Origin of the sequence: Bernardetia aquimarina, from assembly GCF_042180575.1 — a bacterium.
Taxonomy (GTDB): Bacteria; Bacteroidota; Bacteroidia; order Cytophagales; family Bernardetiaceae; genus Bernardetia.
The window spans coordinates 2546848-2563023 of the sequence record NZ_CP170094.1 but is presented as its reverse complement, the minus strand read 5'-3'; the positions used below and the strand labels follow the sequence as shown (position 1 = coordinate 2563023).

The window sequence follows — 16176 nt, the reverse complement described above, 5'->3', positions numbered from 1 at the left end:
TAAAAATTAAGTTTTAGATTAGAAAGGAAGATCGTCTTCAGGATTGCTAGAACCACTCAACTCACTTGCCACTTCTGTATTCTGAGAAGAAGAATTTGAAGATGAAGAAGCATTAGAACTTCCTCCATAAGGATTTTCTGTTGGCATCGGAACACCTCCACTATAATTAGAATCAGTTGCTTTTGTTGCAAATTGCAAATCATTAACTACTACTTCGGTAACATATCTTTTGATTCCGTCTTGTTCCCAAGAACGAGTAGTCAGTTTGCCTTCTACATAAATTCTATCTCCTTTTTTAAGTTTTTCTGCTTTTTCAGCAGTCCAACGCCACATCGTTAGGCGATGCCATTCTGTTTTTTCTTGCCACTCTCCCGATTGGTCTTTATAGTTTTCGCTAGTCGCAATAGAAACGGTAGCTAATTTTGTTCCATTTTCTAAGGTACGAATTTCTGGGTCTTGCCCAAGATTTCCTAATAAGATTACTTTATTTACTCCTGCCATAATTTTAGGATTATTTTAATAAAATTGAATGTAAAAATTAGTTTGGTTTACTTCGTCCTTTTTGAAAAATATTGATTTGATAATATAGCGTAAAAATACGAAAAAATAATATACTTAGAAAAGATGCGAGCTTAAATAGTCAAGATATTTACTAATAAGTACTGGTTTTGGGATTTTATCTAAGTTTTGCCAATTTTTTTCTTCTAAATTATATTTTTTCTTTAATTTATTCCAAAATGCTATTTGTTCTTTTGGGTCTTTTATTTCTATAGTATAGAATTTAGCATACAAGGTTCGATGAGAAAGTTGATGTTTGAAGATGATAGATTCATGAGTAGATTTGATAGATTTTGGTTTTTGCTCTGAGTTTTTTATTCCATCAAAATCAAAGTTATCTTCTTTTAAATGAATTTCTAATTCTTTTATTGGTTCAAAATTCTTTTTGTCTTTATTTAGAAATTCTATTACAAAAAAGTCATTTAATCCTTGCCAAATATCACCTTCTTGTCTTTGCTTAACTAATACTTTTTTTTCTGAATTTGTTTCATGTATAAAAACAAAATAGTGCATAAAACGGTCTTTTAAAACGTTTTTCTTTCCTTTTATGGGAAGTTTTTCGATTAAATTATTCTCAAAAGCAGTACACTTTTTTTGTAATGGACAGGTTTTACAATTTGGGTTTTTGGGAACACATTGTAACGCACCGAATTCCATGATGGACTGATTATAAATAGCAGGCTGTTTTTTATCAATTAATTTTTGTGCTAATTCTCTAAACTCTTTTTTGCCTTCTGTTGAAGTAATATCTTTTTCTATTCCAAAAAAACGAGCCAAAACACGATATACATTTCCATCCACTACAGCTTGCACTTCGTCAAAAGCAAAGGAAGAAATAGCTGCTGCTGTATAATCTCCTACACCTTTCAATTTTTTTATATCTAAATAATTGCTTGGAAAAACTCCGTTTAAGTCTTCTGAAATATATTTTGCTGCTGCATGTAAGTTTCTTGCTCTTGAATAATAACCTAAGCCTTGCCAGAGTCGTAAAACAGTTTGTTCGTCTGCTGCTGCAAGCTGCTGAACGGTTGGAAAGTTTTCAATAAATTTTTCATAGTAAGGTGTTCCTTGTGCTACTCTTGTTTGTTGAAGAATAATTTCAGAAAGCCAAATTTTATATGGGTTTTGGGTATCACGCCACGGTAAATCTCGTTTGTTTTGATGATACCAATCAATGATTTTTTGAGCGAAAAAGGAATTTTTGGTCATTTGAAAAAATAAAGTCAGAAGTTAGATTTGAGAAGTCAGAAAAATTAAATTAGTAATACATATTCAAGTTGTAGAACAACACAATGTTTATAGATTTTGATAAAAAGTAATTAGAAATCAATAAATTTGTGAATAAATCATGATTTTGAGCGTTCTTTTTATAATTCTTCTAGCTAAATACTAAGAAACAGTATAAAAATGATAAAATTAAATTTTGAAATGAATAAAGTAAATCCAGTTAGTTATGTTCTGTGTTTTTGTATAATATCACTTTTTTATATTCTCTCTAGTTCTGTTTTGGCACAGGATAGTCGTTTTACACAGATTTGGAGTGCGCCCATGACAGTCAATCCAGCTTGGGCAGGAACAGTTCCACATTGGAGAGCATCTGTTTTGTATCGCCAACAATGGTATGGTGTAAATGGTGGTATTCAGTCTTTTTTTGGAGGATTTGATTATAATTTGGGAACAGGAAGAGGTGCTTTAGGAGGTTGGATAAAACAAGATAGAGTAGGTTCTTTGAACGCAAATAATTTGGAAGTAGCTGCTATTTATTCTTATAGAGTTCAGTTTCAAAATGACTGGCAACTTTCTATGGCAGGACAACTTAGCTATGGGCAACGCAGTCAGGGAATGGATGGTTTGCGCTTCGAAGATGCGATGTTGAGTGGAAATATAACAGCCGAAGAATATGGAAATTATACACTTCGTTATCCTGATTTCGGAACTGGATTTGTGGCTTATAATTCTAAAATGTGGATTGGATTTGCAGCTTATCATCTTTTAAAACCAGACATTTCAGTTTCAATTATTCAAGACCAACTTAATATCCGAATGACAGGGCAAGCAGGATATAGAATTGCTTTGAACGATGAGCATACACTTGTTCCTTCTGGAATTATTCAATATCAAAATCCATTTTTGCAGGTAGATGCAGGTCTGAATTGGGAATGGGATTTTTTGTATGCAGGTGCTTGGTATCGTGGTTTGCCTACTCGTAGTGGAACACAGCTTTTGCCTTCTTCTTCACTTGCTTTAGTGAGTGGTATAAAAGTAGAAAATTGGCAATTCGGAGTAAGTTATGATTTTGCATTGGCTTCGCTTGTTGGTGTGGGAGGAAGTTATGAGATTAGCCTTATTTACATGCCAAAATATGATTTAAGACGTTCGGCACGAGGAAGAGAAGAAGTAAAATGTCCGATTAATTTTAGGTAAATTTATATGAAACAAATTCTAACGCTAATTTTTTGTTTTATATCCTTTCTAAGCTATTCTCAAGACACAACACTATTAAAAGTTCATTTTTTATATGGCTCAAAACTATTGAAAAGTGATAAAAGTACAGAGCAAAAATGGTTTGGTGGAATCTTGGGAGGACATGTTGGCATTGAAGTAGGGGAAGATAAAGTTTTGAATTTTCTTCCAAGTAGAGAGAGTTTTCATTGGTTTGCAAACAAAAAAGACAAACATAGTACTTACGCTATTCACTCTGTTCCTAGTTTTTATGCCATCTTTGGAGAACATCCAGATAGTGTTCAACTAGCAATTATTTACATTCCAATAAGCATTCAGCAAAAAGAAACTTTTGATAGTATTGTGTCTGCTTATATAGGTCATGCGCCTTATGATTATGCTTTTTTTTGTATGCGATGTGGTGCAGCGACGTATGATATTTTGGCTCAATTAGATATTTTGAAACATTATAGTTATAGGAAAACGAGTAGAGAAATATTTTATCTTAGAAAATTACGAAAACGACTTTTCAGAATGGCAAAGGAGAATAACTGGAAAATTATCAAACAAGAAGACATTAAGAGGCGAAAATGGGAAAGGGATTGATTAAAAATGAATCTTTTTTCTATATTGAGAAGTATTATTGATTAGGAAAAGTCAGGTAAATTAAAAAACATGAATAAGTCATTTATATTTAAAGGGTTTGCATTAGTAAATTTTGTTATTTTACTAACGGCTTTTCTATTGTATAGAAATGGTTCTTTTGATAATTTTATTTATAACAATACAGAAAACTTATTGACTAGTCCAAATGGAGGAACAGTAACACAAACAACTCAAGATTCTACATTTATAAAAGCTGATACTTTAGATATACGAATGTTTTCATCTTCAAAATCAATGATACTCATTGATGATATTAAATTTGATGAAGATACAATCAAAACAGATTCTAGTAAAGTCAATTTAACAGAGAAACAAAAACACTTAATGTATAGCTCAAAATCAGGACGAATAATAGACCCAAAGTTATTTGAGGTTGATAGTTTGAAGAAAGAAAAAAAAACTGAAAAGAAGAAAAACAAAAATTAAAGATGAGTTTTTTGAATATTCTGTTAGCAACAGGAGCAAGTTTGATTTTCTTAGCATTGGTATTTATTCCAATGGAAAAAGTATTTCCTGCCAAACCAAATCAAAAGATATTTAGACCCAAATGGTTTTTAGATTTGTGTTATTTTGTTGGTCAATACCTTTTATGGAGTGGATTAGTTTTGAAGGTATTGAGTTATTTTGGAGTATGGATTGATGAAACTATTTCTTTTCAATTTAGAGAAATAATAGCTGCACAACCAATTTGGTTACAATCACTTGAAGTTTTAATTTTAAGTGATTTACTGATTTATTGGGGACATAGATTTCAACACCAATTTGATTTCCTTTGGCGTTTTCATAAGGTGCATCACACAACCGAAACGTTAGATTGGCTGGCTGCACACAGAGAACATCCCATTGATTCAATTTATACAGTAGGAATAATAAATTTGCCTGCATTGCTTTTGGGCTTTAACTTGGAAACTCTAGCTGTTGTAGTTGCTTTTAGAGGAGTTTGGGCAATTTATATTCATTCGAATGTTAGACTTTCTATCGGAATGTTAAAAGTAATAATTGGTTCGCCAGAGTTACATCATTGGCATCACGATAAGGAAAGAGATAGAGGAAATTATGCAAATATATCACCTTTGATGGACGTAATTTTTGGAACATATACCTGTCCGCCAACAGAACCAAAAGAATATGGAATTGAAGAAAAGTTTCCAACCACTTATTTAGGACAGCTTCTTCAACCAATTTTACCAAAAAGAATTTGGCAGTTTATAGATAATAAGACTACAAAAAACAAAGTATAGTTTTGTAATTATTCATTCTCAATAAAAAAAAAACGATGAACTTACTAAGTTATCCAATTATTTACAAAGACAAATTTGGAGAAGAGAAAGCTAAAATAACCACTTTGGGAAGTACATTACATATAAAATTGCGAGATACTCGTTTTGAAGGACAATGCTTCGAAACACTTGAAATATCAGAATTTGATAATCAAAAAAATGATAAATTTGAATGGGAAAAATGTCAAGACGGCTCAAAAATCCTTACTAATTTTGAAATGAAAGTAAAATTTCAAATTCAACTTGCCATCGAACATAATCCACAAATGGAGGAAATGATTGCACAAATTAGTACAGGAAATGAAAAAGGTACAAACGTTTTCTTAGAACTCAAAACTGGTTTTGGGGATTTCAAAAACAAAAAAAACTACGATTCTTTTGAAGATGCACTGCTAGAAATTCAGAGTTTATTACCACAAAATACCAAAATCAAAACTTGTCTTAGTTGTAAGTTTTCAAATTATCATCCAATAGGAAATGGAATGTTTGGTGGATTGTATTGTTTCAAAAAATTAGCTCATCAAGTAGATAAAATAGTTGATAAATCTAGTTTGCTGCATTGCTTTGATAAAGAATTTACCAAAGATGAAGAAAAACAAAAAATATTCAATGTACAAGAAACATTTGATTGTCTAGACCATCGTTTTCCAAAAAAGCATAATTGGTCATACAAAAGTTGGGTAGAGTAAATGGAATACAAGAAATAAAAAACGAATTGCAGCATAAAACAACAATTCGTTTTTTATAGTAAAAATGTAAATCAAATTATACTACACCTTGTTCAATCATCGCATCAGCTACACGAACAAAACCTGCAATATTAGCTCCTTTGAGATAATTTACTTTCTTTTCCTTCTTTTTTTCTTCTTTTCCATACTCTACACATTGCTCATGTATTTTTTTCATAATTGCTTTCAATTCTTCATCTACTCGTTCTTTTGTCCAAGATAAGCGAAGTGAATTTTGTGTCATTTCCAGTCCAGAAGTAGCCACACCACCAGCATTTGAAGCCTTACCAGGGGCATAAAGGACATCGTTTTTAGCAAAAATATCTATTGCTTCCGAAGTAGTTGGCATATTTGCACCTTCTGCAACTAACATACAGCCATTTTTTACAAGAGCTTTTGCACCTTTTTCTTCTAATTCATTTTGAGTAGCACAAGGAAGTGCAATATCACATTTTACATCCCACGGACGTTTGTCTTTATGGAATTTTGCAGACGGATATTTCTTTGCATATTCTTTTATTCTACCTCTTTTTTCATTTTTGAGTTCTTTTACAAACTCTAGTTTTTCTGTTGTAATTCCTTCTTCATCATAAACATACCCATCAGAATCTGAAAAAGTAACTACTTTTGCACCCAGTTCCATCGCTTTTTCACAGGCATATTGCGCTACATTCCCAGAACCCGAAATAACAACTGTCTTATTCTCTAAAGAGTCTTTTTTGTGTTCCATCATTTCTTTTACAAAATACAGAAGTCCGTAACCTGTTGCTTCTGTTCTTAGAAGTGAACCTCCCCATTTTATGCCTTTTCCTGTAAATGTTCCTGTAAATTCATTTGCTAGTCGTTTATACTGACCAAACATATAACCTACTTCTCTTGCTCCTACACCAATGTCTCCAGCAGGTACGTCAGTTTCTCCTCCAATATGTCTAAAAAGTTCGGTTACAAAACTCTGACAAAAACGCATTACCTCTTCATCACTTTTTCCTTTTGGGTCAAAATCAGAACCTCCTTTTCCACCACCTAAAGGCAATCCAGTAAGAGAGTTTTTGAAAATCTGTTCAAAGCCTAAAAATTTTAGAATAGATAAGTTTACACTTGGATGAAAACGAACACCTCCTTTATAAGGTCCTAAAGCAGAATTGAACTGCACTCGAAAACCTTTATTGATTTGAATTTCATTTTTATCATCTAGCCAAGGAACACGAAATAAAATAGCCCTTTCAGGCTCTACCATACGTTCTAAGAGTTTTGCTTTTTTGTACTTTGGATTTTCTTCTATGAAAGGAATAATAAACTCTGCAACTTCTTCAACAGCTTGCAAAAACTCGCCTTCATGAGCTTGTTTTGCTTTTACAGATTCTATAAAACCCTTTATTTGTGTGTTATGATTATTTTTAGACATAATTGTTTGGTGTGTTTTGTTTTATCAATCAATTTGAAATAACGGCTTAATCTACTCATTTTAATTGTGAAACAAACAATTTTGAGTGAAAGGATGTAGCAAACACATCTAACTTTGGACATTTTTAATTGTTTTACCTAAGTAACTGGGCAAAATTATCTATAGGTTAATAAAATCTGTCTGACACCTCAAAGGTGTCTTGACAGTTTAAATTTCCATTTTCTAATTCTTTTTTAGATATGTTTTATTTTGCTCAGTTACTTATATTCTATTTTACTGTCTTAAAGACAAGTATTTAATCTGCCAATTTCATAATTTTGTAACTCCTAAAAAAGAGTATTTGTATTGTTAAATTAGACTTATCTATCTTGCATCAACATTGCAAAACACATATTGAATTTTACTAAAAAAATCGTTAGAAGTGAATTTTAAAGAAATAATTGAAGAAACATATCAAAAAATAAAAATTGCAGAAAATAAAGGAGAACTAGCCTCTTATATTCCTGAATTAGCAAATGTAAATGCTCAAAATTTTGGAATACATATATCAACGATTGACCAAATGAGTTTTGGAATTGGAAATTGGTCTGATAAATTTTCTATTCAAAGTATTGCAAAAGTATTATCACTTGCCTTGGCTTATAGAATAGTGGGTGAAAAAATATGGAAAAGACTGGGTGTTGAGCCATCTGGAAATCCATTTAATTCGCTTGTTCAATTAGAAGTAGATAATGGAATACCTAGAAATCCATTTATAAATGCTGGTGCAATCGTTATTTCTGATATTCTTCTTAGTAATTTAGAAAATCCAAAAGAAGATTTTTTAGCTTTTGTTAGAAGTCTTTCTAATAATGCAGAACTAAATTACTCAAGTGAAGTGGCTGCATCAGAAAAAGCAATAGGATTTAGAAATGTAGCCTTATGTAATTTTATTAAATCCTTTGGAAATATTGAAAATGAACCTTCTGATGTTCTTGATTTTTATTTTGACCTTTGCTCCTTGGAAATGAACTGTAAAGAACTTTCAGAAGCATTTCTATTTTTGGCAAATAATGGGTGTAGAATAGTTGATAATCTTTTGATACTCAACAAAAGTCAAGCGAAAAGAATAAATGCACTCATGCAAACTTGTGGTTTTTATGATGAATCTGGAGAATTTGCTTTTAAGGTTGGATTACCTGGAAAAAGTGGCGTTGGAGGAGGAATTATAGCTGTACATCCAAATCAATATACGATTGCTGTTTGGAGTCCAAAACTAAATAAAAAAGGGAATTCTTATAAAGGAATGCGTTTTCTTGAAGAATTTACTACAAAATCAGAGTTATCAATCTTTTGAGTTGAGACTCAAAACGACTATTTTTCTATTTTTGCAAAAAAACCAATAAACTTCACTCTCTTCTAATGACAAACAAAACTCGTTTTACTCCTTTCAAAGAATCTATTGTAGGAATAGAACTACCTAGCCGTTTTACATTTCCTTTTTATTATCAAGCTCATCCGATTGTAAAACTAGCTGCCAAACAAGTACAAGAATATTTAATCAATCAAAAAGATTGGAAACATAATTTTGGTCTAAACTCAACTGATAAAGGTTTAATAATTGGAAAAATGTTTGGCGTTTTGGTAGTGAAAAATGAGGAAAATAAACTTGGCTTTTTGGCTGCTTATTCGGGCAAATTGGCTGATAGCAATGACCATTCTTATTTTGTTCCTCCTGTTTATGATATGCTAAAAAAAGATGGTTTTTTCAAAAAAGAAGAAGAAATTTTGAATCATCTAAATAGAGAAATAGAAGAGTTAGAAAGTAATCAAGAATTTAAAAAAATAAAGCAACAGGTTGAAACAGAAATTCAACTTGCCAATACCGAATTAGAAGAATCTAAAAAAGAACTACGAGAGCAAAAAAGAGAACGAAAAATAAAAAGAAATGCAGCTTCGTCAAAATTGTCTGAAACTGATTTTGAAATTTTGAAGGAAGAATTAAAAGAGGAAAGTCTCAAACAACAATATTTTTTTAAAAAGCTCAAAAAAGACTGGGAAGAGCGTTTAGAAACTTCTCAAAAACAACTTAGAATTTTTACTGATAAAATAGCAGCACTCAAAAATGAAAGAAAAAAACGAAGTAATAATTTGCAACAGCGTCTGTTTGATAAATATAAATTTCTGAATGCAAAAGGAAGTTATAAAAGTCTTCAGACGATTTTTAGCAAAGAATTAGAAATTGCCCCTCCTGCTGGTGCTGGAGAGTGTGCAGCTCCCAAACTCTTGCATTATGCCTATAAAAATAATCTCAAACCAATAGCTTTGGGTGAGTTTTGGTGGGGACAATCTCCCAAATCTGAAATCAGAAAACATAGAGAATTTTATCCTTCGTGTCGCAACAAATGTGAGCCTATTTTGGGTTTTATGTTGGAAGGATTAAAAGTAGAAGAAAATCCAATGCTAACAAATCCTGCTCAAGGAAAAGTTTTAGAAACAGTTTATGAAGATGATTATCTTTTATTGATAAATAAACCTGCTGAATTTCTCTCTGTTCCTGGGCGAAATATTAAAGATTCAGTTCAGACAAGGATGCAAAAAAAGCATCCAAACTCAATGTTAGTTCATCGTTTAGACCAAAGTACATCTGGTTTGCTTTTGGTGGCAAAAGACAAAGAAACTTATCATCATCTGCAAAGTCAGTTTATCAAACGAACCGTAAATAAAAGGTATGTTGCTTTATTAGATGGAATTTTGAAGGAAAAAAAAGGAGTAATAGATTTGCCTTTGCGTGTAGATTTGAATAATCGCCCTCATCAATTAGTTTGCTATGAACATGGAAAAATAGCACAAACAAAATATGAAGTCTTAGAAATCAAAGAAGGAAAAACTCGTATTCATTTTTATCCAATTACAGGCAGAACACATCAGTTGAGAGTTCATGCAGCACACCAAAACGGATTAAATGCTCCCATAATAGGCGATGATTTGTATGGAAAAAAAACAAACCGTTTGCACCTTCATGCTGAATATTTAGAATTTACACATCCTAAAACAAAAGAGCGAGTTAATTTTTTTGTGGAAACTGAATTTTAGATAGTTGTTGTTGTGTATTTCTAAAAAAAGCCTATTCCTAATCTCAAATTCATATTATATAAATTCAAATCTGAAATAGTTACATTTTTATCTGAATGAGTAGGCTTTTCTACAACTCAAATAGCTCTTACACTAAAAACTTGCCTTTTATCAAGAGTAGGATTTTTGTAAAGCAATCTTGTTAGTTTCTTCTGAATAAATAATCCTTTCTGCAAACTCTTAATCTGTATCCAAGCCTTTTCTGAAACAATAACAAACCAACCTTCTCCAGTTTCTCCATCTTTACGAGGACGCATTATACTATTTCCATTTGACCAATAAATAGATTCAGTCATTATCTCTCCTTCTGCATTTTGCCAGGCAAATAGTTTTGATTTACATGGTTTCCATCCTAGTTTTTTTGCAATCATTGGGTTAATAGCAATCCACCGAGATTTTACATTAAGTTGTCTCTCAAAAAGATGATCTCTAATAATTACTATATGATTCTCCTCTTCTTGTATTTTGTAGTAATCTTCTGTGAAAGATTGGAATAACAAACCAAATATAAAATAACTATCGTTTTCATCTTCACTAGTTGAAATACAGGAAATATACTCTTCTGTTGGTGTTCCCCAATCTAAGTTTTTTACCATAGTGTACTCTCCAATAACTTTCATATTATTGAACTTCTGTAAAGATTCAGCAAGTCTTGGAGACTGATTTATTCTATCAAGCCAATTTTTATTTACTCCACCAAAATTGCCTTCTCTAAGAGTTTGTATAAAAGAAGGCTTACTAATTACAGGAGAAATATCAACAGAGTAGTCGTAAGTTTGAAAAATCTCTTTATTTCGACTTTCATCTAAATGCCCACTATCAATAAGTTCGCTAACAACATACATTATGGCTTTTCTAGCTGTAATTACTACTGGTTTTAGATGAGAATAACCAAGATTAACTTCTTTTAATTGGTAATTCAGTTCTTCTAGATGTTCTTCTGTCCACTCATTAAGGTTTTCAATCTCTTTCATTATTGAATAAACTTTTTCATATATATCATCCTCATAAATACCTGTTAGATAAGACAAAGTATTTATAAGAGGATGAAATACTCTAAGCAAGTTTTCCACCTCCTCGTTACTTTTATCAAAAAAAGTAAATGGTATTTGTAAGTCAATACTTTGATTTGTGTGAGCAGCTTCTCCTATTTGCAGCAGTAGGTTTCTTGCATTTTTTCGTATATGGTAGTCTTTTGAGAGAGAGAATTTAAAAAGGTTATCCTTTAGTTTGTAGAGTTGCTTAGATTCTTTTTCAGCTAGATACATCAAAATATCTATGGTTGCATAGTTATCTATTTGGTTATCAATTACTTTGCTTAAGGCATATTCATTATTTTGAGTAATATAATCTGATATAAGCATTCTTGTTTGTTCTTGTATTACCAAAACAGGATGGTTTAAAAAATAATTTATGTAATCAACAAGTGTATTTAATATTGGCTTTGATGTAACTTCTATGTTTGGTAAATCAGTTATAGGATTACTATTTATCATCAATCTCTTCAAATAATCATTTATTTCATTCCAAACCTCTTCTACATTGTAGTTATCATCTAGCAAAGGAATTATCTCTTCAAGATATTCGCTATATGATGCTGAATAACTACTATTTAAGATGTCATTTGAAAATACATCAAATGCTTTTTCCTCATGCAAATTTGCATCTATATTTTTCAATGCCTTGAAGGCATTTATTCTTGTTCCTCCGTCATAGTATTTTATCCAGCCTGAACTTTCAGATAAATTTAGGCTTGTGTTAGCTAAATCTGTTGCTAACTGTTTATTGTTAAGTTGTAAGGCTATTTGACTCAATTCACAATATAATTCAGCTTCTTTATTTTTGCCTTTTACTAGTTTTACTATTTCTTCTAACTGTGGTAATGTAATTGTAGAAGATATTTTTTTTATAAAAGGCAACCAGTTAAAATGTGAGGTATTTTGTTCTTGTATTATTATTTCTTTAAATTCTTCATAGCTTGTTATCCTTTCAAAAAGCTCTTTCTCTGTTATTTCATCATCATTTTTTAATGTCAAGTTGCTAGGATAACTGTTTTGACTTTCTTCTTCAAGTTCTAACTTAGAATAATAATTTTCTGAGTTAATCTCGTTTGAAGACAGAAAATCATTTATAATAGACAATAATCTATTTCTATCTTTTTCAAAGACTTTAGTATTTATTTTTAGAATAATATCTGACAAATACTTTTCAATAAACTTATTTCCAAAAAGTTCATATCCCTTATTTAATATTTGTTCAAGAAGAAGAGAGTATGGATGTTCTACGATAGAAAAATATAGAGTTTTGTATAGTTTTAGAATACTTACAAATTCTTCTCTATTTTTGATTTGTTTTATATAATATTCTATAAATAGCTCAATAGAATCTTCAAAGCTGACTAAGCCCTTTTCTAGTTGCCATTTTGATTGAATGAATCCAGCATAAAAATTAAGTTCGTATGTAGTTTCTAGTAGTTCTTTTGAAGCATTCCAGTAAGCTCTTCCCCTTGTGGTATTTTTTATGTATTCCAAATGAGATAAAAACCATTTTATTCTTCCAATAGCAGATAAAGGTTGCTTTTTATTTATCTTTTTTAGCCAGTCAATCCAGTTACTAAACTGATAATCTTTTTTATAGCCAACTCCTATTGAGTTTTTCAATACTTCTTTGAGCCAAAACTTTCCTCTTTCGTATTCTTTAATGTCAAAATACGCCTTTGCTTGACTTTTGAAATCTTGTACTCTATCCACTATTTCATAATCTTCTCTCATAGATGGTTCTATGAACTCTAATTGTTTTCTAGCCTCTTCTTTATTGTAACCTATATCTACTAATGAGCTAATTATTATACGTTTAGTATTCATAATCCAATGCTCTGGAGTATCTACAAATTCTTTGAATATAAAATTAGCAACCTCTTCTATTTGCTCAATTTCAAGTTTAGATACTATGCTTTTTATAAAAAAAGTAAAATATTCTTCTTGTACTCGCTTTATATTGTTCCAATGTTGATTTCTATGTGATAAATCTTTGTAATAAAAACGAACAACAGGAATGATTCTTCTTATGATATTGCTCTTAGTTTCATCAGAAAGTTCTTTTGATTCTAACTGTACCATTAAACAAATCATTCGTTCAAACTCAACTATAACTTCTTCATCACTATCTTTCTCAACAGAAGGAATCGCCTCTGTAATTTCTACTCTATTGCCACATTTATTTAATACTCTATTATAGATTATCAAAGGGTGGAATTCAGAAAACGACTGCATATATCTAATGTTTTTTCCATCTACAGTTGAAGGTTGTTTTACGTCTTTTATCCACGATAAGGCTTCTTTTTCGTTCTTTGTTACTCTATACACTACACTAGCAATGTATATTTTATTTATAGATGTTGTATGTTCAACTTCATTTTTCATTTTTGATAAATAGCAAACTGCTTTATCGTTGTTTTTGATAAACAAACATTCATCTATAGCTTGATATAAAAGGTTGAAAATAATGTATTCTTTTTTTTCTTCATAATGACTATCAAAAATCTCCCCTTGAAAAATAGTATTTCTACTGATTTCTATAATAGAATCTATATCAAGAAAATGAGATACTACTTTTCCCCATTCAATTAAATGTTCTTGTGCTTCTCTGTATCTGTCAGATTCTTTAATTATTATACTTTTATAATGAATATATTTGGGATAAGCTAGATTAAAAAAAAGATTAGCTTCAGAAGTATAATGATAGTCTAAAAATAATTGTACTAACATCATAGCATTTTTCTCATCTACATAGAGTTTAGTGCCAGACCTTAAATGTTCTTTTGCTAGGTCAATATTCCCCAGTTTGAGAAACTCTTCTATAAACGAAATATTACTAAGGTAATAATCTCTTCTTTCAACTTCTGTGAGAAAAAGTAGGCAACGTATTAATAAACTTATATTTCTATCTACCTTAGAAATTTTTATTGCTAAACGAATCTCTTGTTTTACTTCTTCTAAAGGTCTAAAATCTATAATATTATCAAGAAGTTTCTCTGGATTTGCTTCTTTTAAGAAGTTGTTATATTTCTTTGCTTCAAACAAATGGTAATTTTGTTTCCAATACTTCTCTACTTTAGATTCTTTATAGAACTGTGCTAATCTAGCATGATATATTTTATCTAACTTAGGGTCAAACTTTTCTTCAAAATAATTTAATGCCGTTTTATTTAGTAAAAATTGCTTAAATGAATTATGAAAAAATGACAAGAAGTTCTCTGTTTTACTAAACAGAGGTACAACTTGCTTCATAAATAGTCTAATTATTTCACGTTCGAAATTCCACTCTTCAATAAATGCTAAATTTATCAGTCCATTAACTCTTGTAACTAAACCTATTAATTCTATTAGCTTTTCGTTCTGTTCAATTGGTTTCCATATTTTCTCATAATAATTATCAATATCACTATTTACTATTGAAAATGAATCTATTAACGAAGGTAAATTTGTTGTTTCTATTTGGTCTAAAATTACAGATAAGTATAATGGATGTCCTTGTGATTTATGAAATATATCTAGTTTCTGTGATTGCTCAAGACTTCTGCAAAAATCAAAATTATCAATGTAGTTATATACTTCTTGTTTGGTAAAAGGAGATATTTTAATCTTTCTATTATCATTTTTAGCTTCTTTCTGTATTTCTAATGGTATATCTACGAGGTCATAAGATTGACTACCCAAAATAATAAAGATACCTTTTGGAAGCTCTGAGGATAATGGAAGTTCCCTCAAAAAACTATGGATAACATCTTTATACTCTCTAGGAACATGGTCTAATCCATCAATTATAATTACTACTTTTTCTCCTGTTTTTTTATAATGATTACTTAGCTCTATAAGTTGCTTCGCAAATGTGTTTTTTAAAAAAACAATCTCTTTGTAAGGCAGAACATCAATACTGCATATAGACAGGCTTTGTATCTGAATAACTAAATCAAAAAATAGACTAACAGAATTTCCTCTTTCATAAAAGTTGTGTGTAGAAGAAGGGTTTACAAAATCAAAGGCATAATACTTAACAAAAGGAATTTCTAAATCTTTAGACCATTGGTTTAGTAAAGTTGATTTACCTGACCCTGGACTTCCCACTAAGAACAAATACCCACTTTCAAATTGTGATAAACTTGAATTCATTGAATCAATAGTTGAGTTGATGGGTTGGTATTTTTTTCTCTCAATAATTAATTCATGATTGAAGGTAGTTCGAAACCTATCAGCCCAACCTAGGTTTTCAATTATTTGCTTTCTAGTAAAACGAACGGGTCTATCAGGACTAGCTACACTTTCAATAAGAAAACTACTTAATCTTTGAAGATCATCATGTTCTTTATCATGTCTAGCACTCTTTATATTAAATCCTTTTTGTTTATGATTTGGTTGAAATTCAAAACAACGAACAAACTCTACAAATTCGGAATCACTTATATTCAAATTCTTCTTCAATTCTTTAACTACTGGATTCCATTTATTATCTATTTTTTTATCTATTTTTAATTTATTCCAAACTTCATCAATAAAGCTATCGAAAGAGCCTAAACCTTTGCCTACTTTGTCGTTAGAAGAAAGTTGTTTATTTGTTAGTAAATGAGGCACTACTTTTTTACCAAGATTATTGTTCTTTATTTTTTTCCAACTAGAAATAAGTAAAGGCATTAATTCTACAAAACCCTTATAAGATATTTTTTCCTTATTAATAGTCCACTTTACTTGATATGCATGAATTTCTGAGAAAGTTGAATATTGTATATCATCAAGCTTTTCTGCTTCTGGGTCTGCTACTTTTATCCACTCCAATTGTCTATTTACTATATTTATATAGACAAATGAAGCAAACTCGTTAAATTGAGGTAAATAACCTCCGATTGCTGCTCTTTCTCCAGCAGCTGATATTTTCTCTTCATCCATATGAATAGAAATTTTAGTAAAAAAAGAAATTACACTTTATC

Annotated in this window: 11 protein-coding genes; 7 read left to right on the top strand and 4 right to left on the bottom strand. The window is 30.5% G+C overall.

Features of this window, described 5'->3' with window-relative positions; genetic code table 11:
* Window positions 1-18 precede the first annotated feature (18 nt).
* Together ACE193_RS10865 and mutY are read right to left on the bottom strand one after the other, a co-directional pair.
* The gene (locus ACE193_RS10865; protein ID WP_375562995.1) at window positions 19-501 is read right to left on the bottom strand and encodes a single-stranded DNA-binding protein; all 483 of its coding nucleotides are present in this window, start codon (window positions 499-501) and stop codon (window positions 19-21) included.
* 114 nt (window positions 502-615) lie between these two features.
* On the bottom strand, window positions 616-1767 hold the full coding sequence (gene mutY, locus ACE193_RS10860; protein WP_375562994.1) for an A/G-specific adenine glycosylase: 1152 nt from the start codon (window positions 1765-1767) through the stop codon (window positions 616-618).
* 198 nt (window positions 1768-1965) lie between these two features.
* Here mutY and ACE193_RS10855 point away from each other — a divergent pair, with 198 nt between their 5' ends.
* The 5 genes from ACE193_RS10855 to ACE193_RS10835 all read left to right on the top strand — a co-directional run bounded on the left by ACE193_RS10855 (window position 1966) and on the right by ACE193_RS10835 (window position 5635).
* Window positions 1966-2982 (top strand): PorP/SprF family type IX secretion system membrane protein, encoded by a 1017-nt coding sequence (locus tag ACE193_RS10855; protein ID WP_375562993.1) that lies wholly within the window; start codon window positions 1966-1968, stop codon window positions 2980-2982.
* Between the two features lie 6 nt (window positions 2983-2988).
* Entirely contained in the window at window positions 2989-3606 is a 618-nt protein-coding gene (locus ACE193_RS10850; RefSeq protein ID WP_375562992.1) for a hypothetical protein, read from the top strand.
* A gap of 69 nt (window positions 3607-3675) precedes the next feature.
* Complete coding sequence (locus tag ACE193_RS10845) at window positions 3676-4092, top strand: hypothetical protein (RefSeq protein WP_375562991.1); 417 nt, start codon at window positions 3676-3678, stop codon at window positions 4090-4092.
* 2 nt (window positions 4093-4094) lie between these two features.
* Complete coding sequence (locus ACE193_RS10840; protein ID WP_375562990.1) at window positions 4095-4907, top strand: sterol desaturase family protein; 813 nt, start codon at window positions 4095-4097, stop codon at window positions 4905-4907.
* Window positions 4908-4942: 35 nt separating this feature from the next.
* Window positions 4943-5635: a DUF6304 family protein gene (locus ACE193_RS10835; protein ID WP_375562989.1), complete on the top strand. Its 693-nt coding sequence runs from the start codon at window positions 4943-4945 to the stop codon at window positions 5633-5635.
* Between the two features lie 76 nt (window positions 5636-5711).
* Here ACE193_RS10835 and gdhA read toward each other — a convergent pair whose 3' ends face one another.
* On the bottom strand, window positions 5712-7079 hold the full coding sequence (gene gdhA, locus ACE193_RS10830; protein ID WP_375562988.1) for an NADP-specific glutamate dehydrogenase: 1368 nt from the start codon (window positions 7077-7079) through the stop codon (window positions 5712-5714).
* A gap of 421 nt (window positions 7080-7500) precedes the next feature.
* Here gdhA and ACE193_RS10825 point away from each other — a divergent pair, with 421 nt between their 5' ends.
* Both ACE193_RS10825 and ACE193_RS10820 read left to right on the top strand, forming a co-directional pair.
* Complete coding sequence (locus ACE193_RS10825; RefSeq protein WP_375562987.1) at window positions 7501-8415, top strand: glutaminase; 915 nt, start codon at window positions 7501-7503, stop codon at window positions 8413-8415.
* A 65-nt stretch (window positions 8416-8480) separates the two neighbouring features.
* The gene (locus tag ACE193_RS10820; RefSeq protein ID WP_375562986.1) at window positions 8481-10154 is read left to right on the top strand and encodes a pseudouridine synthase; all 1674 of its coding nucleotides are present in this window, start codon (window positions 8481-8483) and stop codon (window positions 10152-10154) included.
* Between the two features lie 116 nt (window positions 10155-10270).
* Here the strand turns inward: ACE193_RS10820 and ACE193_RS10815 are convergent, their stop codons facing one another.
* A complete protein-coding gene (locus ACE193_RS10815) occupies window positions 10271-16135 on the bottom strand; it encodes an AAA family ATPase (RefSeq protein WP_375562985.1) in 5865 nt (1954 codons plus the stop codon).
* Between the last annotated feature and the right edge of the window lie 41 nt (window positions 16136-16176).